Source organism: Paenibacillus sp. RC21 (assembly GCF_044907935.1).
Lineage (GTDB): Bacteria > Bacillota > Bacilli > Paenibacillales > Paenibacillaceae > Paenibacillus > Paenibacillus terrae_A.
In genome coordinates, this window is record NZ_JBIYCS010000002.1 from 642,016 (window position 1) to 665,406 (window position 23,391).

The following is a 23,391-nucleotide window of genomic DNA, read 5'->3' on the forward strand; positions in this document are numbered from 1 at the left end:
GGACGAGGCTATGCTGTGTACTTGGAATCTAATCATTTCATTCATCAATAGCCATAATTTATTAAAAATCAATACCAGATTTGTTGAGCATAATCCTTGAAATCAGTAGCAAACAGCAATATAATGAATCGTATTTCCGAAAAACGGGTATTAATCATAAACAGAGCATACTGAACTTAGGTTGTTTAATCAGGGAGATGAGAACGATTGACATGTCCGGATTTCAGTTTTTTGGGCTACTGCTTAATGTGATATTTATTGACCTTCTGCTTGCAGGAGATAACGCTATTGTAATTGGACTTGCCGCCCGAAAGCTTCCGCCCGAAACGCAAAAAAAAGCGATACTGTACGGTACCGGAGGTGCTCTACTCATTCGTATAGCCGCCACGATTGTGGTGCTTTGGCTGCTTCAAGTGCCGTGGCTGTTATTCGTCGGGGGTGTAATGCTGATCTGGATCGCATATAAGCTGCTGGTAGATCAAGAGGATCACGCCGAAGTCAAAGCCGGAACGACTTTATGGGGGGCTATCCGCACCATCGTTGTAGCCGATGCAGCCATGGGGCTGGACAACGTAATTGCCGTCGCAGGCGCTGCCCAACAGCATTTGATACTGGTGGTACTCGGTCTGCTGATCAGCGTGCCGATTGTCGTATGGGGAAGCACTCTTTTCATCAAGCTTATTAACAAATTCCCCTGGATCATCTATTTGGGCTCGGCTGTGCTTGGCTATACCGCCTCCAATATGATTACCGAAGAACGCAAGCTGGAGCCATACTTTACCGAGCACCCCGCACTGCGTATCCTGTTTGTTGCCACAGTGATGGCTGGTATTCTGCTCACAGGCTATCTTCAAAACCGCAGAGCCATATCCAGCCGAAAAAAAGCGGTTTTGAAATAATTTTAAGAAAAAACTCATACATCTATAGACAAGGCAGACCCGACTTTAGTCGATGGATCTGCCTTTTTATATACCGCTAAGCGTAGCATCTTAAAAGATTTTAAAACCAATCCTCTTGCACAACTTCCTCTTTACGTCCCTCTATAGCCCCATCTGCCTCAAGAACAACAGTCTCCGTTATAGCCACGGCCTGCTCAATCAAAGTATTTAAATCCCGAATAGAGGCTTCGATCTTTTGAACAACCCATAAATTAGGATTGGTCGTTGGGGATTTGGGAACAAACAATGTGCAGCAATCCTCATACGGCAGGATAGATAGATCGTATGTGCCGATTTGCTTGGCTATTTCCGTAATTTCCTGTTTATCCATCATCACCAGAGGACGCAGCAACGGTAATTCCGTCGAACGCCCAATCACATTCATGCTCGATAAAGTTTGGCTGGCTACTTGGCCGAGACTGTCACCCGTCACAAGCGCCAGCGCGCCTTCACGCTCCGCCAGCATCGTAGCAATACGCAGCATGGACCGTCTCATCAGCGTGATGATTAGATTATCCTGTCCAGTGCGTGTAAAAGCCGTCTGCACCTCCGTAAAAGGTACGAGATGAATCTTGATGCGTCCCGCGTAACCCGCCAATACCCTCGCCAAGTCAATAACCTTTTCTTTCGCACGCTCGCTCGTAAACGGATAGCTGTAAAAATGGACGCATTCGATTTCCAATCCTCTGCGCATGGAGGACCATCCCGCTACCGGACTGTCGATTCCGCCCGAGAGCAGCAGCATAGCTTTGCCGTTTGTACCTAACGGATAGCCTCCTACAGCCGTAATAATATCGCTAAATATATAAGCCGCCTGCTCTCTGACTTCCACCCGTAGCTCGATATCCGGTTGACGGACATCGACCTTTAACACTGGAAACCCACGCAGTATCGGCGAACCAATCAAATGATTCATCTCATGAGAGGAATGGGCAAATCCTTTCCACACCCTGCGAGCATTTACCTTGAAAGTCGTTCCTTCCGTCGGATTCAACTCACGCATCAAGGCTACAGCGGTCTCAATAATCGTGTCAAGCTCAACAGGAGCCATTTTAACAGGACTGATGGTTGTGATACCAAACACCTTTTGCAATACTTGGATGATCTGCTCATAAGACTCTCCCCCAAGAACTACATAAATCCGTCCAAATTCCTTACGCAGAGAAGCGCCGGGAAACGGCTTGAGCAACAGTTTCACGTGATTCAGTACCGCTTTTTCAAAACGGGCGCGGTTTTTCCCTTTCAATGTAAATTCGCCAAAGCGAAGCAACAGCATATCATAGTGCATTTTAACGTTTCCACCTTTCAAGGGATTCCAATTGCGCCACAGCCTGACGGAGCGCGAGGATAAGCTCGTCAATATCCTGTTCTGTATGTTCATCGCCGAAGCTGATCCGAATACCGCCGGACGCCTCCGCCTCATTGCGACCCATCGCCAGTAATACCCGGCTAGGCTCGGCCAATTTGGAGGAACAAGCCGATTTGGTCGATACTGCCACGCCCAATTGCTCCAGCGTATGCAGCAGCACCTCTGCCTTCATACCCGGATACGAAAAATGGACAATGTGCGGCGCTTCCTGCCCGCTATTCAGTCGCAATTGCGGAATCGTCTTCACTTCTGCGGCTACCCGATCTCTCCACGCAGTCATACGCTGCGCCGCCTCTGCTTGCCGTTCTCCTGCCAGCCGGACCGCCTTGGACATACCGACAAGCAGCGGAACATTTTCCGTACCTGCACGAAATCCCTGCTCCTGGGAACCTCCGCTAAGCAGCGAGAAAAGCTCCAGACCTTCCCGAACAAAAAGCAGTCCGGCTCCTTTGGGACCGCGCAGCTTATGTGCGGACAGGCTGTACAGATCAGCCTTCCAGCCCCGGATATTCACCGGAAGCTTTCCATAGCCCTGCACACCATCAACATGGAACAGTACACGTGGGAACTGTTCCTTCAACGCAACTCCGATATCATGCAACGGCTGTACCCTTCCCGTCTCATTATTGACATGCATAATGCTGACTAAAATCGTGTCTTTACGGATAGCTGCACATACCTGCTTGGCACTGACATGCCCTTCCGCATCAACGGGCAGAGATGTGACCTCAAAACCGAGGTCTGCCAGTTGTCTGCAAGCTTCATACACCGACGGATGCTCCGTTGACACCGTAACGATATGCTTGCCTCTGGCCTGATACTGCAAGGCCACTCCCTTAATAGCGAGATTGTTGCTTTCCGTTGCCCCGGATGTGAACACAATCTCCGCCGGATGCACCCCCAAAGCTGTAGCACAAACCTCCCGGGAACGCTTAAGCAGCTTATCCGCATCTTCCCCGTACCGATGCATTGAGGACGGATTGCCGTAGTGGAGTCTCATCACCTCAGCAATCGTCGTAATCACCTCTTCAAAAGGCGGAGTTGTCGCTGCATAATCAAAATATTTCATGAAACTCCCCTTTCTGCCCTGCAACCTCTACAACAAAAAAAGACCAAAACAGGGAAAGGCCACTGTATTACACAGTGACACCCTTTCCCCATATTGATCCCACCTGCGGACCTGTCTGATTAAAATTTTGTTTTTTCTTTATAAGCTACAGGGCTTAAAACGTATATTTTTCACGTGCATTCTGAATTTTGGCAATATACTTTTGCGTTTCTACCGGAAGCATATTCAGCACAGCCATCAACTGCTCGTCACTATTCACGCCCAATCGCTGTACCCGTCCGGGGCCTGCATTATAAGCTGCCAAGGCCATATTTTCCTGTCCATTAAAACGCTTAATCTGGTAAGACAAATAACGAACTCCGGCATCAATATTTTGTGCAGGGTCATACGCATCGCTAACTCCCAATCCTTGGGCCGTAGCATCCATAAGCTGCATAAGCCCTTTGGCTCCAGCTGAAGAAGTGACAAGCGGGTTAAACGAAGATTCTGTATCAATGACTGCTTTAATCAGCGACACCGGAACTCCGTATTTATTGCTGGCCTCGTTAATGAAATCATCATAAGCTGTAGGTTTGGTCGGCCCATCGGTTGCTGTGCCGGAAGCAGGATATACCGCCAATGGCGAAGTCGTTCCCCTCGATGGTCCCAATTGAAGCCAGAGCAACCCATTTTCATCCCTTGTAACGTACCCTGAATTTACACGAGCTGCAGCATCATCTGTCTCCAACTGCCCTGCCTGCTCAAGTAATCCGGAAAAAGCGTCCGTTGTACCCGTTTGTGCTGTGGAACCTATATTACTCAACAACTGCGTATCTATTATGGCCTTGGACACGCGCGGATCTATTTGCATGTGGCATTCCCAACTTTCTTTAGTTGTTATATCCCAAACAGCCTATCATTACTGCTTATGATACAACGTTTTGATATGTACTGCCATACTTTTTAAGGAAAAAAGCTCCGCATCTGTCGAATTGACAGCGGAGCTTCATGGTACTGGATCAATACAGAATAGATCGCTTATAATTTTACTCGAACAGAGCAAGCGATCACCTGGCTTTTCGTGCCTTCACGAGATCAACGAACAAACGGAATAAAAGCAAAGTAACTTAATGTCGCCAGCGCACCCAGTCCAATCGACCAAATACCTGTTGTTTTGTTACCATTTACATAAGCAAAAAAGCCCAACACTGCAGCAATAGGCCCCAGCACAATAGACCACATAAACAGTGCAGCAATTCCTGCGGCTAGACCGATATAGCCAGAGATACGTCCACTTTGGCTTATGACATGCTGCTCATCCTTGTCCTCATGCCGAGTCACGGCTGGTGAGCCTGGAGCTACCTCAGCCGCATATTCCTCCCGGTGATTGCGACGCTTGGCAGACCGCTCTTGAGTGCGACGGGGGTAGTCCACACGCTCACGGCTAAAATGCTCTTGGTCTTGATGCTTATCAGTTTTATGATCCTCCATAATACACTGCACCTCCAAATACGTAATGATTCGCGGTATGAATTTTTACAGGGACTTTGGTTTAAAAGTGTGGCAACAGGTTGCAGCAGATGTTGCAGCCTGGTCACGTTCAACTGAGCTGAAGCTTTCACCCGCATATTCTTCATCAAATTTTTTTCCTGCATGACTGTCAATTTCTATCATGATCAAATCTGCCTTGCACAAGTTGTTTTCTCCCCAATAATGACAATTGGCTACGCTGCATTTGACTATTGGCTTGGCCTCTTGGCTCATGATTATCACCTCGGATTCATTGTCTCCCCCGTAGCGTTCACCTATGCGCCACGGCATATGGCAGTTGGTGACATACGAAAAAAGCCGTTTCCGGCACCTCCTCCAAACTGGCAGGAAGCAAACAGGAAACGGCTTGCTTGTCTCATATGTTTTTGTTTTCAATTAAAAAAATCTCTGGCTAGATGCTTACGCATGTGTACGGCGAGTCTGCATCCGGCGCTGAGTCAAATAATCACTTTCATAATAAGCAAGATCATCGCGCAATTCTTCAAAATTTTTCGTAATGTCCATGATCACTTCGCGGGCGGGCGTTACTGGCGTTTTACGGAAGCGTATAGCATCTTGTCCCGTATAAGCGTAGCGTCCATCCTCTGCGTAAGATTCATTTTTGGGATAAAAAAAGCTGTTCACGCAGTCATGGTAAACGTTATACAATGCCTTTTCCGCAAAATCGACGTCAAAGTTGGCACGGCGCAAAGCCACACCCAGCTTTTCATAAGATATTTCGGAAAAAACAAGGACATGGCGGAGATCCGACAAAAAGCCTTTGTAAAAGAGTACGGACTCCTCACTGCGATCCACAGCCAGCTCCGGCAGTGCATGCTCATTAAGGAATGCTTCCACCCGTTCCACGGCAGATTTCAGTTTCTCCTGCGCCGACTCACATAATTTTTGTACGTTGACTGCTGACATTAATGCAGCTCCCCCTTATTTGTTGCTTCTTCATCAATTTGGTTACCCGAAAATAGATCCTTCTTAACCGAAAGAGCTATAATTTTCAGTATTTATCCTAACACAAATAAGGATTGAAAGGTATAAAAACATGCCAACCTTCTCACGCTAAACCATAAATTCATAAACTCCCAAGGAGGACGGTCCCATGTCTCGGCAAAAATGGTTAAAACCCCTGATCGGAGCAGCCGCCGGGGTGCTTATCATCACCCTGATGCTGCCTTCCCGAGATCACCGCCACACACCACAGCCCGAATATACGGCAAAAATGGTGCCACAGCAGGAAAAGCAGCTCAAAAAAGGAATGTTGGCTTTGGACTTGTCCGCTACGGATACCATCACTCGCATGGATGCGAGGCAGGATATTGAATACGTAATGCGAGAACTGAATGATAAAACTAATGATCAGAAAAAGCATTTTGCCCGCAAGCTTCAGCAGTCGCACAGTCATCTTCACACACTGCAATGGATCAATACACGTGACGGGAAGAGCACTACCTACACAGGCAGCAAGGCACAACCTCGTCTGCTTAATCACATTCAAGTCAAAAACAGCCTGGCTGCGGCTCGCCGTTCCGTCCTGCAAAACAAATCTTACGAGTCCGCTGCTTTTCAGGCAGAGGATGGAAAATATTTTGTCATGGCAGAGCCATCGACTGACGGGACATACGGCGTTGCCGCGCTGGTCAGCCAGCAAGTGCTTCGTGACGTGGAAAAGCATCAGCGTAAAAACCTGCGCCTGATCCCATACCCGAAGGAAGGCAGCTACAAAATCGAATCTGTACATCCCGACACACTGCATGATATTACTGTCAAGACGGGACATGACAATGAAAATGCGAGCCATTATTTTGAAAATGAAATCGTCGTTCGCTTCCGCCAAAATCCTGATCAACGGCAATTACGCGATATTGCAGCAGATTTGAACTGTGAGCCAGGCCGAAAGCTCGGTTATACGTATGTGTTCCATTCGAATAACATGAACTTCAAAGAGCTAAAGCAATATTTCTCGCAGAAGTGGAACCCGATATATGCAGAACCTCACTACATGTATCTGACTAATGAAAAAACACCCGTAAAAGCGTCGGATGTCTCTATTCCGAATGACCTGCTCTTTTCCCGCTATCAGTGGAATCTGCCGGCCACTGAAACCAACCGGGGCTGGGCGCTATCCAAAGGCAGCAAAAACGTAGTCGTAGCCGTCGTGGATACGGGAGTAGATATGGACCATCCTGATCTAAAGGGCCAAATCCTAGCGGGACACAACGTAGTCAGCCCGAAGGAAAAGCCTTACGATGACGTCGGTCACGGAACGCATGTTGCCGGCATTATTTCCGCGCTTGTGAACAACGGCGAGGGTGTTGCTGGCATGACATGGTACAACAAGGTTATGCCAGTCAAGGTACTCGATCAGTCCGGCTCCGGTACCACATATTCCGTGGCAGAGGGCATTATATGGGCCGCAGACCATGGAGCCAAGGTCATTAATTTGAGCCTCGGCAATTATGCGCAAGCTGAATTTTTGCACGATGCGATTAAATATGCCTATGACAAGGATATTGTATTAGTCGCGGCCACGGGAAATGATAATACGGAACGGCCTGGCTATCCCGCTGCCTATCCTGAAGTATTTGCCGTATCTGCCACAGACGCGTCCATGCACCGTGCTTCCTTTTCCAACTACGGAGATTATGTTGACGTTATGGCCCCCGGCGCAAGCATAGCAAGCACGTATCCGGGGAACCAATACGCTGCCCTCTCAGGCACTTCAATGGCCAGTCCGCATGTATCAGCGCTTGCGGCCCTCGTTCGTTCCATCAACCCCGACCTGACGAACAAAGAGGTCATGGAATTGATGAGAAACAGCGTGATTGATTTGGGTACACCGGGGCATGACAAATATTTCGGATATGGCCAAATCGATGTATATAAGGCGTTGAAAGCAGCTCAACGTCCGTATGTTCCTTTGCAGTTTTATCCACAGCATTTGGGTGACAAGATAAAATCTCTCTTGAAGATGCTGGAAACGTAAAAAAGTTTCCGTTTGGGCAAAAAGCAGCCATGTACGCTCCATGGCTGCTTTTTTGTAATCCCTTAGCGCTTAGAGCTGCTACGTACCTGACGCTTGCCATTACTGCGAGTATGACTGCGGGTATGACAGCAAGGATCAGAAGGGTCTTTTACAGTCACTGGGAATACATGGTGTGGTACAGGTATAATGTGCGCTTGGTTGATAATTTCAATCGGATGAATAACAGGCACCACTTGTGGGAAAAATTGATGATTTACAAATTGGATCGGCGGGCACACGATCGGTTCGTTAGGGCAATGACTCATAATGTGCAACTCCTTTCGGTGAATTAGTACAGCATATTGCGAAGGGGCTCCCTGTGATTGGATGATTACCCCCTATTACAAATATCCTTACAAAATAGGCCTTCGTTCCATGATGACCGAGCGGTCAAGCAGTTCTCCCAGCAAGCGGCATAACTTGCGCAATCCTGCTTCGAGTGTGTCCTTGGCCGTGTATGAAAAGGAAATACGAATATGATTGCTTTCCATACCACCTGCATAACATACCCCGCCGGGTAAAAAAGATATGCCTTCCCGATCAGCTAATCGTCCCAGCTCTGCGATATCAACAACAGGCGGGAGTTTTATCCATATATTAAGACCACCCTCAGGTGCTTGCCAGGTGACTTCTGCAGGGGCAAAGCGCTGGAGTGTGTGCAAAGCAGTTGTCAGACGGTCCTGCATTTGATCTCTTAACGAGACAAGATGGTTATCCAGCCGATGCCTGATGAAAGGTAACAATGCTTTTTGCGTCAACAGAGGGCTTCCCAGATCCGTAGTTGACTTGGCTGCCACAAGGCGGTCCAGCACACTTCCTGTAGCCACTACACAAGCGATGCGACAGCCGGGAGCGACGGTTTTACTGAAGCTTTTAATATAAATCACATGTCCGGACAAATCATGCGCCTTGATGGAAAGCGGCGGCTTTGTTTTGTAGTACAGATCAGAAAACGGATCATCTTCGACGATCAGACAATGATAACTTTGCGCCAGATCCAGAAGTTGCATGCGTCTGACCGTCGTTAAGGTTGTTCCAGTGGGATTATGAAAGGTAGGTATCGTATAGATCAGCTTTGGAGGATGAGTGTCACAGAGGCGTGTCAGGATATCCATGCGCATGCCCTGCTCATCCATCGGAATCATGACCACCTTGGCACCTCGGCTGGTGAATACATCAATCGCACCCGTATACGTAGGAGCCTCCATATAGACGACGTCACCAGGGCCAACGAACGTACGCGCCACAAGATCAATCCCCTGTTGGGCACCGCTTGTCACAAGCAGATGTTCTGCTTCAGTACGGACTCCACGTTCGCTCAGGTGAACTGCAAATACTTCCCTCAGTTCTACATCCCCTTCGAAGGTGCCGTAAACAGCCATCGCATCGGGATCTTCGGAGGATAAACGTCGGGTATCGTCAATGATTTCACGAGTGGGAAGAAGCTCTGGCTGAACTGCCGCAATATGAAATGAATAGGGAACCTGACGGCTATGATTAAAGTTTCTCCACAACTGTGCACGCGGCAAGTAATCAATCAGCGACATTTGCCATGATAAATCCAGCGCTTCCTCACGATGCAATGACACAGAAGGTTCGGCTACATAGCATCCCTTTCCCTGTGTACACACCACAAGATGTATGGATTCCAGCTCCGCATACGCCTTGCTTACAGTTACAGGGCTAACGGAAAGCAGACTGGACAAATGGCGGACAGAGGGAAGCTTTGTACCCTGAGGCAGCAGTCCTGACTGGATACGGTCCGCCAATGTTTTGGCAATCTGTAAATATAATTTAACACTGCTATTGCGGCTGAGTTCAATATGCATCGGAATCGTCCCTCCAGGATCTTGACCATTGGCTTCCATTGTAACATTCAATCACTTGATAGACGACGCGAATCGGCCGAACGAGCTTCTTTTTCCCAGATCATCGATCCCATTCAATGTATTCCCGTCATGGATGCTTCTTTTATTCCATATTTTCTCGAATTGACTTTTTACCCGGGCATCATTATTATCTTATAGTATAAGATAAAAGTTAGAAGGTGTTGTGACCATTGGATTATAAGATATTAGCGAAAGAACTGTTCGAGTATGTTGTCAAATCGCGCAAACCGGCATTAGAGGAACGAGGACACTTCTCACGTGGTGAAATGGGGATTCTCATCTGTCTGAATTTCAATCAGGACGGGGTTACCTCGGGCCACTTGAGCGAATACTTGTCCGTCAGTACGGGACGGGTAGCAACGGCGCTGAAGAGCCTGGAGAAGAAAGGTCTGGTTGTACGCCATACCGATGTCACCGACAAACGTAAGGTGATTGTATTCATTACGGATTCAGGCAAGCAATTTATGATTGACAAGTATAATGAAGGAATCGCATGGACCGAGAGCATTCTTCGCAAGCTGGATGAACAGGATGCCAAAGAATTTATCCGACTCATTAAGCTTATTGTCTCTAAAAGTTGAATTCATATGTAAATTGCACCAAACACCTAAGATTTTCAGATAAAAGGAGAGCAACAGAATGCTGAAGATATTCAAATATCTCAAGAAAAATGAATGGATGCTCGTGCTTTGCAGCCTGGCTTTCATTGTTGTGCAGGTATGGCTTGATCTGAAGCTGCCTGATTATATGGCGGAAATTACGACCAAGCTGCAAACGGAAGGAACGCCTATGTCGGAACTGCTGATTCCCGGCAGTTACATGCTGTTGTGTGCCGTCGGCAGTATGATTGCATCTATTATTGTCGGCTATTTCGCGGCGAAGGTGGCGGCAGGGCTGGCCATGCGTCTGCGTGCGATGGTCTTTGATAAGACCCTATCCTTTTCGATGGAAGAGATGAACAGCTTTTCGACGGCAAGCCTCATCACCCGCTCCACGAACGATGTTACCCAGATTCAAACGGTGGTTGCGCTGGGGCTGCAGGTGATCATCAAGGCACCGATACTGGCCGTGTGGGCCATTGTGAAGATTGCGGATAAAAACTGGCAGTGGACCGCCTCTACTGGAGCGGCCGTGGCTGCCCTGATCCTGATGCTGAGTGTCATTGTTATTTTCGCTCTCCCAAGTTTCCAGAGAATCCAGCGTCTCACCGATAATCTGAACAAGGTAACACGTGAGCATCTGACCGGACTTCGGGTGGTGCGCGCTTATAATGCAGATCAGTATCAGGAGCAGAAGTTCGAGCAGGCCAACGTCGAATTGACGAATACAAACCTGTTTGCGAACCGGTTAATGACGATGATTGGCCCGGGTATGACCTTTATTATGTCGGGTCTGAGTGTCTCTATCTATTGGATCGGCGCTTACCTCATTAACGGCGCGGCCGTGCCGGACCGCATTACGCTGTTCTCCAATATGGTCGTATTCTCCTCATATGCGATGCAGGTGGTCATGGCCTTTATGATGGTAAGTATGATATTCATCCTGATGCCTCGCGCTTCGATCTCTGCCAAACGGATCATGGAGATATTGAATACCAAATCCAGCATCGTTAACGGGCATGAGACGGCTGGAGAAGAGGACGTTATGGGTCAGGTTGAATTCCGTAATGTCAGCTTCAAATATCCGGACGCGGATGAGCCTGTGCTTCGCAACATTAGCTTTACGGCGAAACGGGGCGAGACGGTTGCCTTTATTGGCGCAACAGGCAGCGGCAAAACCAGCGTAATCAATTTGATTCCCCGTTTCTACGATGTGACCGAGGGAGAGGTGCTCGTGGATGGTGTGAATGTCAGAAACTATAAGCAGCAGGCACTCCATAACAAAATCGGGTATGTCCCTCAAAGAGCCGTGCTTTTCAGCGGTACGGTGGCATCCAACGTTTCGTATGGCAATAACGGAAAAGAAGGAGCTTCGGAAAAACTCGTTAAAGCAGCCATAAGGATTGCCCAAAGCACGGAGTTTGTCGAAAAAATGGACGGTCAGTATCAGGGACGGATTTCACAAGGTGGAGCGAACGTGTCCGGTGGTCAAAAGCAGCGTCTGTCCATTGCGCGTGCCATCTACCGTCAGCCGGAGATTTATATCTTCGATGATTCCTTTTCAGCACTGGACTACAAAACAGACCGGATTCTGCGCTCGGCTCTCAAAAAAGAAACTGACCATGCTACCACACTCATTGTTGCTCAGCGCATAGGCACCATTAAAGACGCTGACCGAATTATCGTACTGGAACAGGGTGAGGTTGTAGGAAGCGGCACACATGATGAGCTGATGGCGAACTGCAGCACCTATCAGGAGATCGCTTATTCGCAGCTTTCGAAGGAGGAACTCGTACATGGATAAGAATGAACACACCGTCGACAGCCAGCATATGAAAACGAAACAGCGAGGTCCCATGGGTGGAGGTCCTGCGGGGGGCATGGGTGCTGGTGGAAAAGCGAATGATTTTAAAAAGACCATCAGCCAGCTTTTATCCTACATCAAGGCCTATGTGCCCATCATTATACTCTCTATGGTGCTGGCCCTGGTCGGTTCCGCCTTCAACGTCATTGGTCCGAGTAAGCTCAGCGATATTGCCAACCTGATCCAGGAAGGAATCGTAACAGGCGTTGATGTGAGTGCTATCCAGAAAATTGTTCTTGTTTTGGTACTTTTGTATGGTCTTGGTCTTATCTTTAACTATTTCCAAGGCTTCATTACGGCGACTGTGTCACAGCGTCTTACAAAGAAGATGCGGACAGAGCTGTCCCGAAAAATCAATCATATGCCTTTAAAATATTTTGATGCTACGAGCTATGGTAATGTGCTCAGCCGTGTGACCAACGATGTCGATACCATCGGACAAACGTTAAACAACAGTCTCGGCACGCTTGTCAGCGCGCTGGCAACCTTCGTAGGCGCCTTGATTATGATGCTGTATACAAACTGGATCATGACCGTTACCGGGATTGTAGCTACGCTGATCGGTTTTTCCCTGATGACCGTGATTATGAAGCATTCACAGAAATATTTTGTAGCACAGCAAGCGGAACTTGGCCAGATCAACGGTCATATCGAAGAAACCTATGCCGGTCATAACGTAGTCAAGGTATATAACGGAGAAAAAGCAGCCAAGGAAGAGTTCCATGGCATTAACAGCCGCTTATATACAAATGCATGGAAGTCCCAGTTCATGTCTGGCCTGATGATGCCGGTTATGATGTTCATCGGGAATTTCGGTTATGTCGCGGTCTGTGTCGTGGGCGCTTTGCTGGTAAACCAACATGCTATAACGATCGGAACCATTGTGGCCTTCATGGTGTATATTCGTCTGTTTACACAGCCCTTGTCACAGTTGGCACAGGCCGCAACCAATCTGCAATCGGCGGCTGCCGCCAGTGAACGTGTATTCGAATTTCTGGGTGAAGAAGAATTGGCGGATGAGAGCGACAAGACCAAGAAGCTGGACAACGCCAAAGGGGATGTCGAATTCAAACATGTCCGTTTCGGTTATAACGAAGACCGTATGATTATCAAAGACTTCTCCATGAAAGCTGAAGCCGGTCAGAAAATTGCCATTGTTGGTCCGACAGGCGCCGGTAAGACGACGCTCGTGAATTTACTCATGCGGTTCTATGAGCTGAACGGCGGAGAAATCTATATTGACGGAACCCCGATCAGCCAATTAACACGTGAGAATATTCATGAATTATTCTGTATGGTGCTGCAGGATACCTGGCTGTTTGAAGGAACGATCCGTGAGAATATCGCCTTTTCCAAAGAGCATGTTACCGATGAACAGGTGGAAGCCGCATGTAGAGCGGTGGGGCTGCACAGCTTCCTTAAAACACTGCCGCAGGGCTATAATACGGTGCTGGACGACAAAGCCAATCTCTCTGCTGGTCAAAAGCAATTGATTACCATTGCAAGAGCCATGATTGAAGATGCACCCATGCTCATTCTAGATGAGGCCACAAGCTCGGTCGATACGCGTACGGAATTGCTGATTCAACAAGCGATGGACCGGCTTACCGTAGGGAAAACCTCCTTTGTGATTGCCCACCGCCTCTCGACGATCAAGAACGCCGATATGATTCTCGTCATGAAGGACGGTGACATTATCGAAACAGGTAACCATAAGGAATTGCTGGCTAAAGGCGGCTTCTATGCCGATCTATACAACAGTCAGTTTGAACATGCATCCTAAAAATAACCAGTCCTTATTGAAAAACAGGGTAGTAGCCACTAATAGCATATCAAGGTAAAAGAGAGACGTGTCTGGATGATCGCTGCGAAGGGCGATCCAGACACGTTTTTGGTGTGCTCAAAAGCTGTCAAGCATTTCAAGCTTGCGCTGAATAATTGCAAGATTTAGTGATAGTGATTTGTATGGTCGAATTTTTTCTTGGGATCAGGATTTTTTCGGCTTTCCATTAGACCAATCAACTGTTATATTCAGACGTTTACTGTTATACTTCATTATTGTTATAATACAATAAATTTCATAGTACAGTATAGAACACAGGAGATGATTGGATTGGAATACAAATTTTCGGGTATGGCTCGTACTCAGGGCTCGTCCATCGTTAGGGACATTTTGAAGCTGACACAGGGAACAGAAGTGTTATCCCTGGCAGGTGGTCTTCCGGCCGATGCCTTTTTTCCCATCGAAGCCGTTGCTCAAGCCTATGAGCGGGTATTCCGTCTCGGCGGTACTACCGCGCTTCAATACGGTCTAACCGATGGATATATTCCTCTACGGGAACGCCTTACAACCATAATGGCATCCCAAGGCATCTCCGTCACCAGAGATAACATCATCATGACGACGGGCTCACAGCAGACTATCGATCTGGTTTCGCGTGTGCTGCTTGATCCACAGAATACTGTATTGGTGGAGTCCCCTACTTATTTGGCAGCTCTTCAGGTGTTTAAGTCCTATGGCGCCAACATTGTAAGTGTAAATACAGACTCCAACGGTATGCAATTAGATGATCTTGAAGCCAAGCTCAAGGACTATCAGCCTAAATTCGTGTATGTCATCCCAACTTTCTCCAACCCGGCGGGGAGTGTATGGAGCATGGACCGCAGAGTAGGCGTTGTTGAGCTATGCCGTAAATACGGAACTTTGATTTTTGAGGATGATCCTTACGGACGTCTCAAATTTGACGAAAACCTTAACTTCCCTACCCTTTTATCCATTGACCAGCAGCAAGGTGGAGATAGTCATGTCATGTACACCTCTACGTTCTCCAAAACCGTTGCTCCTGGTGTTCGTTCTGGATGGCTGGTTGCTGATCAAGCGATTGTCAATAAAGTCTCGAAGGCCAAACAATCTGCTGATCTGCACTCCAGCAGTATCGATCAACGTGCTTTAAATGAGCTCTTGGACTTTTTTGATTTGGATGGACATATTCGTACCGTATCCAGCGAATATCACTCTCGTATGCTACGCCTCACAACACTGATGAAAGAACGTCAATGGGAAGGCATTACGTGGAATGATGCACTTGGCGGCATGTTTATGTGGGTCACTTTACCCGAAGGCTTCCGTTCCGATCGCTTGCTGGAACTGGCCATTCAGGAAGGCGTCGCATTTGTGCCAGGACAAGTATTTTATGCTGATCTGAGCGGCAGTAACCATATGCGGATCAACTTTACGCATACCGATCCTTCACTGCTTCCTGAAGCGGTTAACCGTTTGGATCGGGCATTGAAGATGTATACAGAAGAAAGATTGGAAAAAAGCGTGCGCTGATGAAGGTTGGCAGGCAGGCACGCGAGAACGCTTCGCGAATCATTTGATCTTACGATCGCTGCGCTTCTCCGGATTCAAATGCTCCGCTACGCTGACTACGTGCCTCATCCCCGGACGTTTTTACGATAGAGGGAATGAGTAGATAAAAAAACAGAATGAAATAGACCTAAACATACACGTACGCTGCGTAAAATACGGTATACAAAAAAAGGTTCAAGCCTGATTCCCAAAGGAATATGGCTTGAACCTTTTTTTTGTAATTCATTAAATACATTTGGATTCCAAGTTTTCATGCAAACAGTCATTTAAAAGGTTAACATCATACATTTTAAGGTGTTGCAGTGTGGAAAGTTTTCCGTAAGCCGGGTTCTGTGCTATTCGTGGTTCAGACGGGAACTACCCTCCCACTACAAGCGACAATCATCTATCTAGGCCGAATATTGCTATCCGGCTCCAGCGACCAACCTAGACACGCCTCGGGCTAAGGCCGCTTCGCGAAGAAGCTGTGTCCCATTAGGTCTTGCTCCAGATGGGGTTTACCAGGAACGAAGTCACCAGCGTTCCTCGGGGTCTCTTACACCTCGGTTCCATCCTTGCCTGTGCCGCAAGCGGCCATCGGCGGTCCATTTCTGTGGCACTATCCTTCAACTCGCGCTGACTGGACGTTATCCAGCATCCTGCCCTATGGAGCCCGGACTTTCCTCTCGCGGTTCACACCGCCAGCGATTGTCTGTTAAACTTTCCGAACAACATTACATAGTATACAGGGAACGCACGCTCGACACAACCCTAAAAATATTGTAAATTAGCAAGCTTCCTTTATTTGTTCAAATAAAACGGGTGTACCCTCTTTTGTAATGTATCATCTGCCACAAAATAAGTAGAGCGACCCACGTATAACGGAATATGAAGCTTGCTAAATTCAGGTATGCCTTCATCCAGAAAGAGTTCATCGTCCCGGTAAGTTTGCTGTATCTCACCGACAATCCAATCATGATCTCCATAGGTATGACTATCCACCACTTTACACTCATAAGCAAGATAAGCATCCAGCAATACAGGGACATCCACAGAAATTCCGTCCTCATATGCAATCTCGAAATGCTGAAACTTATCTATATCTCTACCGCTAAAGGTACCTACAGCCTGAATCCATTCCGATCTGTGGGCGGGCAAAAATTGAACACCGAAGCCTCCGCTTTTTTCAATCAGACCATGCGAATACGTTTCCTTCCGCAACGAAATGCCATACATGCCCGGTGATGATCCGATATATGTATGCCAGCCAGAAGCCATTACATTCTGCACGCCGTTATGACGGGAAGTAACAATAGCAACCATCCCCGGATAGGCATGGATCGCAGGATCAGCAATTAAAGTTCGCATACAACCTCTCCCCTATGAACTAAAAGTAATGAAACACTTTCATCTTCTCATAGAAGTTAAGCTTTTACAAAAATTGAAAAGGCTCTGTATTCACCTCAGATACATGTACTTCCGTAGAGTATCGGCCTTCTTCCAACCGTTTGCGCATCCATTCTGCGGTTTTAGGCTTCATAATCTTCTCTGCGTTATGACCAGGGTCAATGATGGCAATGCCAGCCATAAGGGCATCCTGAGCCGTGTGATAGTCGATATCACCCGTAACTAAGACGTCAGCTCCTTTGAAAATCGACTTGTTTACATAGCGGCTGCCAGAGCCTCCGAGCACGGCTGCTTTTTTAATTGTACGGCCCAAGTCGCCCACTACACGTACATGCTCGACGTTGAAGCCTTCTTTCACATCATTGACAAACTCGCGTAACGTGCGGGCTTCCTTGAGCTTACCCACCCGTCCCAGGCCAAATGTGCGGCCCTGCAAATCTATATGGTACAGGTCATAGGCCACCTCTTCATAAGGATGAGCTTTGAGCATCGCCTGGACAACTTTGTTGCGCACACCCTGTGGTACAACCGTCTCTATGCGTACCTCTTCGCTGCGTTCCATTTTACCTGGCTCACCCAAAAACGGCTGTGTGCCTTCACCCGGCACGAAAGTTCCATAGCCATCAATGTTAAAGCTGCAATGGCTGTAATTGCCGATATGTCCGGCTCCCGCACCCAGCACAGCGTCCAACACCTGTTGATGATGTGTTTTCGGTACGAAAACGACGAGCTTGAACAATTGCTCCGTGTGGACATCCTCCAGCGTACCTTCACTTTCAATGCCCAATGCTTCCGCCATCCAGTCGTTCATACCATCCTCTGCCGTATCCAGATTCGTGTGACTGATGTAAACCGCTATATCGTTCTTAATCAGCTTTTCATACAATCTGCCTGCAGGCTGATCCGTATTCAATGCTTTGAGTGGACGGAATATGATAGCATGATGGGCGATAATGAGGTCGGCCTTTACTCGGATCGCCTCTTCAACAACCTCATCATTGACATCCAGAGCTACATGTATGTTTTTGATTTCCTTTTGCAGGCTGCCAAGCTGAAGCCCGATTCTGTCGTCCGGAACTGCCAAATATTTTGGAGCCAGCTGTTCCATATAGCTAATTACCGTTTGTCCTTTGGCAAACATGCAAGTACCTCCTCTAGCTGTTCAATTTGCTTGCGTAATTGTTCCTGCTTTTGCTGCGCCGATTCCTGCTCTGATCGCGCCAACTGCGCAAGCACATTTTGGAGCTTATGAATTTCCAGCTTCCATTTACGGAAAAAGACTTCGTTGGGCTCTCTGACCAGCAACGGTCCAAGCTGTTCCAGCCAATTCTGCGTCAATACTAGCGAGCTACCGGTAAGGGCTAACGGTCGGTATAGCTTTTCCTGCTTCACAGGACTATCCGACACGGGTACAGCCGTCAAAACTTCATATATCTTTCCGTCTTCTTCCATAATATGCTCGCCTGTCAATACCCATTGATGCTCGATCAGCCATCGGCGCAAAATATCCTCGCCTACGTTTGGCTGTAAAATAAGACTCTTCACTGAATCCAACTTGTCTTTCCCCTGCTCCAAAATGGAAGCGATTAAGGCACCGCCCATGCCTGCTATCGTAATAACATCAACCTCATCGGCTGTAATTACGGCCAAGCCGTCGCCTTTTCTAACGGTTATGCGGTCAGTAAGACCTGCTTCGGCGACCTGCTTTTGAGCCGCTCGCAACGGCCCATCATTGACTTCGCCCGCCACAGCTTGCGTTACCCGACCACTGCGCATCGCAGCCACAGGCAAAAGCCCATGGTCAGAGCCAATATCCGCTAATCTGCTCCCGGCAGGAATTTGTTCCATAATATATTGTAATCGTTGAGAAAGCTTCATGACGTCACCCACGTAATCCATTTTTTTCGAGTCCAAAATAAAATTCCTACAACAATAGCCAACTTCAATAAGGCGTACAATACAACATCTCCCGGCGCTTGATGGCGCAGCACGATCATGTCTGCTTCAGGCATGAAAACCAGTGTCATTCCGATAGCAAAATAGACCGAAGCCAGACGTGAAAAGCGACGGTGTACCCACCAGCTTAACCATACCAGCAATGCTACATGTAAAATCCAAAATCCCTCCAGCATTACGTGAGAAGCCGTAGGCCAGTAGCGGCCTATAAGTACTGCGTACACCAGAAGCAGCGCAATAAAGCCACAGTAGTGAAGCAAGCTGATACGCAGGGTTAAGCCCACAAGGCACCATACCAGTCCGCACAGACCGACCAGAACAAGAAACCAAAATTTAGGCTCACCTTGGTGAAGCTGAATAATCCACACACCTGAACCCAGCATAATCACACTGCCCAAGGTACTCAGCATGGCGCTCATGCTCTGCTCTGAAGAACGCCAAACAGCGGCTACTCCATAGCAGATCGCGATTACTGCACATGCCGAGAATATTTGCATTGCCAACGGAAAAGCGGTAAAATAAAAACCGATCAAACAAATGCAGGAAATAATGACAAAACCAAGAAGCCAGGCGATTCCATGCCCGTTTCGAAGATATGTAAGCAGCCCGGTCCCAGTGTGACTTCGGCTTTGTGATGGATTATCGTCCTCTCGATAGAGGTTAGACAAAAAATCACAATATTGCTCAGGGAGAAGCCGACTTCGCCGCCAATGCTCAATTTCATGTAACAGTATTGCCCGTTTTTTCTCTTGGTCCAAGCTTTTCCCCTCCACCAAGGCTGCCATGGGATAAAAAAAGACCCTCTGCGCGCTCCAAGCCGCAGAAGGTCCGCAATGTTACGCTTCTATTCGAGGAAATCCTTCAGTCGCTTACTGCGGCTTGGATGGCGCAGCTTACGCAGCGCTTTAGCCTCAATCTGACGAATACGTTCGCGTGTTACACCGAATACTTTACCCACTTCCTCAAGGGTTCTGGTTCTACCGTCGTCCAAACCAAAACGGAGACGCAATACGTTCTCTTCCCGTTCGGTCAACGTATCCAGCACATCCTCAAGCTGTTCCTTCAGAAGTTCATAGGCAGCCGCATCCGCAGGCGCCAGCGCTTCCTGATCCTCAATGAAATCCCCCAAATGTGAATCATCTTCTTCACCAATTGGCGTTTCCAATGAAACCGGTTCTTGGGCAATTTTCATAATTTCCCGTACTTTCTCCACGCTTAGCTCCATCTCCGCAGCCACTTCTTCCGGCGTAGGTTCACGCCCCAGCTCTTGCAACAATTGACGAGATACCCGAATCAACTTGTTGATCGTTTCCACCATGTGCACAGGAATACGGATTGTTCTTGCCTGATCAGCTATAGCGCGCGTAATGGCCTGACGAATCCACCAGGTTGCATACGTACTGAATTTAAATCCTTTTTCGTAATCAAATTTTTCTACTGCCTTAATCAGACCCATGTTACCTTCCTGAATCAGATCCAGGAAAAGCATTCCACGGCCAACATAACGCTTGGCAATACTTACAACCAGACGCAAATTCGCTTCTGCGAGTCGACGTTTGGCTTCTTCATCACCATTGTTGATCCGTTTCGCCAACTCCACCTCATCATCAGCAGAAAGAAGCGGTACACGGCCGATTTCCTTCAAGTACATCCGGACCGGATCATTGATTTTAATACCGGGAGGCAGGCTCAGATCGTCATCGTAGTTAAAGTCATCCCCGTCGTTGTTTTCCGGGTCGTCATTTTGACGCAATCTGGTAACTTCTTCGTCGTTATCGTTTACAACCTCAATCCCCAAGTCACCCAGCTGCTCATAAAACTCATCCATTTGCTCGGGGTCCTGATCAAACGACGATAGTTTTTCCATGATATCTTTGTAGTTCAGAGAGGAACTTTTTTTACCCAACTCAATCAATTGATCCTTAACCTGATCCAGTGTCAGTTCCGTCTCCAGTTCAGTATGCTGATCATTCGCCATCTTTCGACTCCCTCCTCCCTAGAAACATCCGACCTCTGTGTGTTCATTGTCTCTCTAGGGCTATAATCTCACTTGCAATTTGTGCTGCACGCAAAAAGTCACCTAAGCGCTCAGCGGCTCTCATCTCTTCCCTCTTCAAATCCAGTTGCTCCTGCAATGGAAATTTGCGCACCTGATGAATATAATCGTCCAAAATGTGCGGTGCCCATACGCCTGGAGCATCCATCATCATGATCGAGCTTACGTTTTTCTCCAGCCGATCATCTTGCAAAGATGAAATAAAGCGGCTTGTATCTGGTAACTTTCCTTGTGCGTAATAGGCGTATAGATAAGCAGCAATTGCTGCATGATCCTCAATATTAAAGGCGTCCCCCAGATGCTGTTCTACATACTGTGCAGCTTCTAAATCCTGCATCATCCAGTGAAGCAATCTGCGTTCCGCCACATGGTAAGCCGGCAGCAAATTTGGTGTAACGACCTGCCCTTTTTTATGCCTACCATTATTCCACCGATTTTCGTTATTATCCCCAAAGTCCTGTTTTTTTTGCAGGGACTGGCGGAGTAAATTACATTCTTGCTTTAAGGTTTCAAAATCCACCTTGACTTCGGCTGACACTTCGCGCAAATACACTTCCCGCTCGGTCGGGGATGACAGAGGTGCAATGACATTTAATGCTTCGCGGGAATACGCGATTCTTCCTTCTTCCTCTTGCAGTATATGGTTTTTTTTCAGATATATAAGCTTAAATTTCACCGTTGAAACGGCACTTTCGATAATTTGGCGCTGAAACCTTTCCCCGCCGTATTGCCGGATAAAATCATCCGGGTCCATACCGTCGCTGACCAGCGCTACTTTAACGTGAAGCCCCGCATTTTCCAGCAACGGAAAATTCTTAAGCGCAGCAGCTTGTCCTGCCCGGTCACCATCATAGCAAATAATGACCTCGTCGCACAGTCCCTTTAACATCGTAGCATGATGCTCCGTCAAAGCTGTGCCCATAGCGGCCACCCCGTTCTGCACACCTGCTTCCCAAGCTGAGATAACATCGCCGTATCCTTCAAAAAGGACACTCTGACGAAGCTTGCGAATCGAGGTCTTTGCATGGTGGAGGTTGTACAGTGTCCGGCTCTTGTTGAACAGTTTGGTTTCCGGTGAATTCAAATACTTGGGCTGTCCTTCACCAAGAATGCGGCCCGCAAAGGCAATTATTTTTCCATTTCGGTTCCAAATAGGAAACATAATGCGATCCCTGAACCGATCCACATACCCATCATCCTCATGTCGGGGAGAGATAAGCCCGCCCTTTTCCATCTCAACAGGATCGAAAGAACGCTTCTCCAGAAACTGGACAATCGTATCCCATCGGTTAGGTGCATAGCCAATTTGAAATTGATCAATGATCTTGTCAGTAAATCCCCGTGACCGCAAATACTCCATAGCCGGTTTGCCATGCTCCGTATTCTTAAGGAGAAAATGGTACATCTTAGATGTTAGCTCGTACGCTTGCAACAACCTGTCCAACTCAGGATGCTGATGCGTTGACTCACGTCCCTGCCATTCGCCGAGAGGGATATGACTTTCTTCCGCCATTGTTCTGACAGCTTCGGGAAAGGATAGTCCTTCGATTTCCATCATAAATTTGATGGCATTGCCTCCCGCGCCGCAGCCGTAGCAGTAAAAAATCTGACGATCCGGTGTCACGGTGAATGAAGGGGTTTTTTCGGAATGAAAAGGACAGAGGCCTTTCATATACTTCCCCTGCTTGGTCAAATGCACGTACTTGCTTACCGTATCTACGATATCATGATGTTGTAAAACCGACTCAATGATATCGTCCGGTATGTTGCCTTGTCCAGCACTCATGTTAACCACCTTCATCTCTTTAGCACGTAAATATAATTCGATACCGTTATTCATTCTCCTGCAAGAAGAGTAAAAGTTTTGTCAGTTTATGTTGAAAAACTTCACGATCCTCTGATGTAAACGGTTTGGGACCCTTTCCATAACGTCCTTTTTTCCTTTCCTTGGCAGAAGTATGACGGCGATCGAGCATAAAATCAATCGAATCGTTTCGATACATCGTTCCGCGAAATGACATAACCTCACAGCCTTTAGCCAAAGCGAGTGCCGCAAGACCGTAATCGTTGGTGGTTACAATATCCCCTCGACGGATATGATTAGCAACATAGAGATCAGCGCTTTGGTCGCTCCGGTCCACTTTTACGACGGTCACGCCTCCGCTGCCCTGGATAAGATGATCATATGAAGATACCATAATAACCTGAACATGAAAACGGGTAGCTGTATCCGCAATTTCGCTTTTGACAGGACAAGCGTCTCCGTCAACAACGATCCGCACATCCGATAAACCTCCGGATATTCCCACAAGCATCCCCCTTCTCCATACGGATTCGAGTAAAATA

The 23,391-nt window shown here is 47.6% G+C and carries 21 protein-coding genes and 1 other RNA gene; 6 read left to right on the forward strand and 16 right to left on the reverse strand.

Going from position 1 to position 23,391, the window contains the following annotated elements; translation table 11 throughout:
- Positions 1–212: 212 nt before the first annotated feature.
- Positions 213–899, forward strand: a complete 687-nt coding sequence (locus tag ABIA61_RS08230) for a TerC family protein (RefSeq protein WP_404580546.1) — start codon at positions 213–215, stop codon at positions 897–899.
- A 100-nt stretch (positions 900–999) separates the two neighbouring features.
- Here ABIA61_RS08230 and thiI read toward each other — a convergent pair whose 3' ends face one another.
- From thiI to ABIA61_RS08260, 6 genes are all read right to left on the reverse strand, one after another.
- A complete protein-coding gene (gene thiI / locus ABIA61_RS08235; protein WP_404518745.1) occupies positions 1,000–2,226 on the reverse strand; it encodes a tRNA uracil 4-sulfurtransferase ThiI in 1,227 nt (408 codons plus the stop codon).
- Position 2,227: 1 nt separating this feature from the next.
- Positions 2,228–3,376, reverse strand: a complete 1,149-nt coding sequence (locus ABIA61_RS08240) for a cysteine desulfurase family protein (protein ID WP_404580547.1) — start codon at positions 3,374–3,376, stop codon at positions 2,228–2,230.
- A 154-nt stretch (positions 3,377–3,530) separates the two neighbouring features.
- On the reverse strand, positions 3,531–4,226 hold the full coding sequence (locus tag ABIA61_RS08245; RefSeq protein ID WP_404580548.1) for a lytic transglycosylase domain-containing protein: 696 nt from the start codon (positions 4,224–4,226) through the stop codon (positions 3,531–3,533).
- Between the two features lie 224 nt (positions 4,227–4,450).
- Positions 4,451–4,846: a hypothetical protein gene (locus tag ABIA61_RS08250; RefSeq protein WP_283652513.1), complete on the reverse strand. Its 396-nt coding sequence runs from the start codon at positions 4,844–4,846 to the stop codon at positions 4,451–4,453.
- A gap of 45 nt (positions 4,847–4,891) precedes the next feature.
- Positions 4,892–5,119, reverse strand: coding sequence for a DUF1540 domain-containing protein (locus ABIA61_RS08255; RefSeq protein ID WP_149093304.1), 228 nt, complete (start codon positions 5,117–5,119; stop codon positions 4,892–4,894).
- 186 nt (positions 5,120–5,305) lie between these two features.
- Complete coding sequence (locus ABIA61_RS08260) at positions 5,306–5,812, reverse strand: YpuI family protein (protein WP_044648202.1); 507 nt, start codon at positions 5,810–5,812, stop codon at positions 5,306–5,308.
- Positions 5,813–5,999: 187 nt separating this feature from the next.
- Between ABIA61_RS08260 and ABIA61_RS08265 the strand changes: the two genes are divergently transcribed.
- Complete coding sequence (locus ABIA61_RS08265; protein ID WP_404580549.1) at positions 6,000–7,883, forward strand: S8 family peptidase; 1,884 nt, start codon at positions 6,000–6,002, stop codon at positions 7,881–7,883.
- Positions 7,884–7,945: 62 nt separating this feature from the next.
- Here ABIA61_RS08265 and ABIA61_RS08270 read toward each other — a convergent pair whose 3' ends face one another.
- Complete coding sequence (locus ABIA61_RS08270; protein ID WP_082067272.1) at positions 7,946–8,188, reverse strand: hypothetical protein; 243 nt, start codon at positions 8,186–8,188, stop codon at positions 7,946–7,948.
- A gap of 87 nt (positions 8,189–8,275) precedes the next feature.
- Positions 8,276–9,751, reverse strand: coding sequence for a MocR-like pyridoxine biosynthesis transcription factor PdxR (pdxR, locus tag ABIA61_RS08275; protein WP_283652515.1), 1,476 nt, complete (start codon positions 9,749–9,751; stop codon positions 8,276–8,278).
- Positions 9,752–9,981: 230 nt separating this feature from the next.
- Here pdxR and ABIA61_RS08280 point away from each other — a divergent pair, with 230 nt between their 5' ends.
- From ABIA61_RS08280 to ABIA61_RS08295, 4 genes are all read left to right on the forward strand, one after another.
- Positions 9,982–10,392 (forward strand): MarR family winged helix-turn-helix transcriptional regulator, encoded by a 411-nt coding sequence (locus tag ABIA61_RS08280; protein ID WP_283652516.1) that lies wholly within the window; start codon positions 9,982–9,984, stop codon positions 10,390–10,392.
- Between the two features lie 58 nt (positions 10,393–10,450).
- Entirely contained in the window at positions 10,451–12,214 is a 1,764-nt protein-coding gene (locus ABIA61_RS08285) for an ABC transporter ATP-binding protein (protein WP_404580550.1), read from the forward strand.
- Positions 12,207–14,057, forward strand: coding sequence for an ABC transporter ATP-binding protein (locus ABIA61_RS08290; RefSeq protein WP_404518741.1), 1,851 nt, complete (start codon positions 12,207–12,209; stop codon positions 14,055–14,057). Before ABIA61_RS08285 ends, ABIA61_RS08290 begins: the two co-directional genes overlap by 8 nt.
- Positions 14,058–14,387: 330 nt before the next feature.
- Positions 14,388–15,608, forward strand: a complete 1,221-nt coding sequence (locus ABIA61_RS08295; RefSeq protein WP_283652518.1) for an aminotransferase-like domain-containing protein — start codon at positions 14,388–14,390, stop codon at positions 15,606–15,608.
- A gap of 343 nt (positions 15,609–15,951) precedes the next feature.
- On the opposite strand, the gene rnpB is transcribed toward ABIA61_RS08295, so the two are convergent.
- From rnpB to ABIA61_RS08335, 8 genes are all read right to left on the reverse strand, one after another.
- Positions 15,952–16,350, reverse strand: an RNA gene (gene rnpB / locus ABIA61_RS08300) — RNase P RNA component class A.
- Between the two features lie 77 nt (positions 16,351–16,427).
- Positions 16,428–16,994, reverse strand: a complete 567-nt coding sequence (locus tag ABIA61_RS08305) for a flavin reductase family protein (protein WP_283652519.1) — start codon at positions 16,992–16,994, stop codon at positions 16,428–16,430.
- A gap of 64 nt (positions 16,995–17,058) precedes the next feature.
- Entirely contained in the window at positions 17,059–18,174 is a 1,116-nt protein-coding gene (locus tag ABIA61_RS08310) for a Nif3-like dinuclear metal center hexameric protein (RefSeq protein WP_404580551.1), read from the reverse strand.
- Positions 18,150–18,911: a tRNA (adenine(22)-N(1))-methyltransferase gene (locus ABIA61_RS08315; protein ID WP_283652521.1), complete on the reverse strand. Its 762-nt coding sequence runs from the start codon at positions 18,909–18,911 to the stop codon at positions 18,150–18,152. The genes ABIA61_RS08310 and ABIA61_RS08315 overlap by 25 nt, the downstream gene beginning before the upstream one ends.
- A complete protein-coding gene (locus ABIA61_RS08320; RefSeq protein ID WP_283652522.1) occupies positions 18,908–19,747 on the reverse strand; it encodes a hypothetical protein in 840 nt (279 codons plus the stop codon). Before ABIA61_RS08320 ends, ABIA61_RS08315 begins: the two co-directional genes overlap by 4 nt.
- 86 nt (positions 19,748–19,833) lie before the next feature.
- Positions 19,834–20,967, reverse strand: coding sequence for an RNA polymerase sigma factor RpoD (gene rpoD, locus ABIA61_RS08325; RefSeq protein ID WP_014282481.1), 1,134 nt, complete (start codon positions 20,965–20,967; stop codon positions 19,834–19,836).
- A 43-nt stretch (positions 20,968–21,010) separates the two neighbouring features.
- Positions 21,011–22,885 (reverse strand): DNA primase, encoded by a 1,875-nt coding sequence (gene dnaG / locus ABIA61_RS08330; RefSeq protein ID WP_404518733.1) that lies wholly within the window; start codon positions 22,883–22,885, stop codon positions 21,011–21,013.
- Positions 22,878–23,360 (reverse strand): YaiI/YqxD family protein, encoded by a 483-nt coding sequence (locus tag ABIA61_RS08335; RefSeq protein ID WP_404580650.1) that lies wholly within the window; start codon positions 23,358–23,360, stop codon positions 22,878–22,880. The genes dnaG and ABIA61_RS08335 overlap by 8 nt, the downstream gene beginning before the upstream one ends.
- Between the last annotated feature and the right edge of the window lie 31 nt (positions 23,361–23,391).

Excerpts from the sequence above, each read along its gene's own strand:
- ABIA61_RS08230 (WP_404580546.1), top strand. The coding sequence starts at position 213 with ATGTCCGGATTTCAGTTTTTTGGGCTACTGCTTAATGTGATATTTATT.
- thiI (WP_404518745.1), bottom strand. The coding sequence starts at position 2,226 with ATGCACTATGATATGCTGTTGCTTCGCTTTGGCGAATTTACATTGAAA.
- ABIA61_RS08240 (WP_404580547.1), bottom strand. The coding sequence starts at position 3,376 with ATGAAATATTTTGATTATGCAGCGACAACTCCGCCTTTTGAAGAGGTG.
- ABIA61_RS08245 (WP_404580548.1), bottom strand. The coding sequence starts at position 4,226 with ATGCAAATAGATCCGCGCGTGTCCAAGGCCATAATAGATACGCAGTTG.
- ABIA61_RS08250 (WP_283652513.1), bottom strand. The coding sequence starts at position 4,846 with ATGGAGGATCATAAAACTGATAAGCATCAAGACCAAGAGCATTTTAGC.
- ABIA61_RS08255 (WP_149093304.1), bottom strand. The coding sequence starts at position 5,119 with ATGAGCCAAGAGGCCAAGCCAATAGTCAAATGCAGCGTAGCCAATTGT.
- ABIA61_RS08260 (WP_044648202.1), bottom strand. The coding sequence starts at position 5,812 with ATGTCAGCAGTCAACGTACAAAAATTATGTGAGTCGGCGCAGGAGAAA.
- ABIA61_RS08265 (WP_404580549.1), top strand. The coding sequence starts at position 6,000 with ATGTCTCGGCAAAAATGGTTAAAACCCCTGATCGGAGCAGCCGCCGGG.
- ABIA61_RS08270 (WP_082067272.1), bottom strand. The coding sequence starts at position 8,188 with ATGAGTCATTGCCCTAACGAACCGATCGTGTGCCCGCCGATCCAATTT.
- pdxR (WP_283652515.1), bottom strand. The coding sequence starts at position 9,751 with ATGCATATTGAACTCAGCCGCAATAGCAGTGTTAAATTATATTTACAG.
- ABIA61_RS08285 (WP_404580550.1), top strand. The coding sequence starts at position 10,451 with ATGCTGAAGATATTCAAATATCTCAAGAAAAATGAATGGATGCTCGTG.
- ABIA61_RS08290 (WP_404518741.1), top strand. The coding sequence starts at position 12,207 with ATGGATAAGAATGAACACACCGTCGACAGCCAGCATATGAAAACGAAA.
- ABIA61_RS08305 (WP_283652519.1), bottom strand. The coding sequence starts at position 16,994 with ATGCGAACTTTAATTGCTGATCCTGCGATCCATGCCTATCCGGGGATG.
- ABIA61_RS08310 (WP_404580551.1), bottom strand. The coding sequence starts at position 18,174 with ATGTTTGCCAAAGGACAAACGGTAATTAGCTATATGGAACAGCTGGCT.
- ABIA61_RS08315 (WP_283652521.1), bottom strand. The coding sequence starts at position 18,911 with ATGAAGCTTTCTCAACGATTACAATATATTATGGAACAAATTCCTGCC.
- rpoD (WP_014282481.1), bottom strand. The coding sequence starts at position 20,967 with ATGGCGAATGATCAGCATACTGAACTGGAGACGGAACTGACACTGGAT.
- dnaG (WP_404518733.1), bottom strand. The coding sequence starts at position 22,885 with ATGAATAACGGTATCGAATTATATTTACGTGCTAAAGAGATGAAGGTG.
- ABIA61_RS08335 (WP_404580650.1), bottom strand. The coding sequence starts at position 23,360 with ATGCTTGTGGGAATATCCGGAGGTTTATCGGATGTGCGGATCGTTGTT.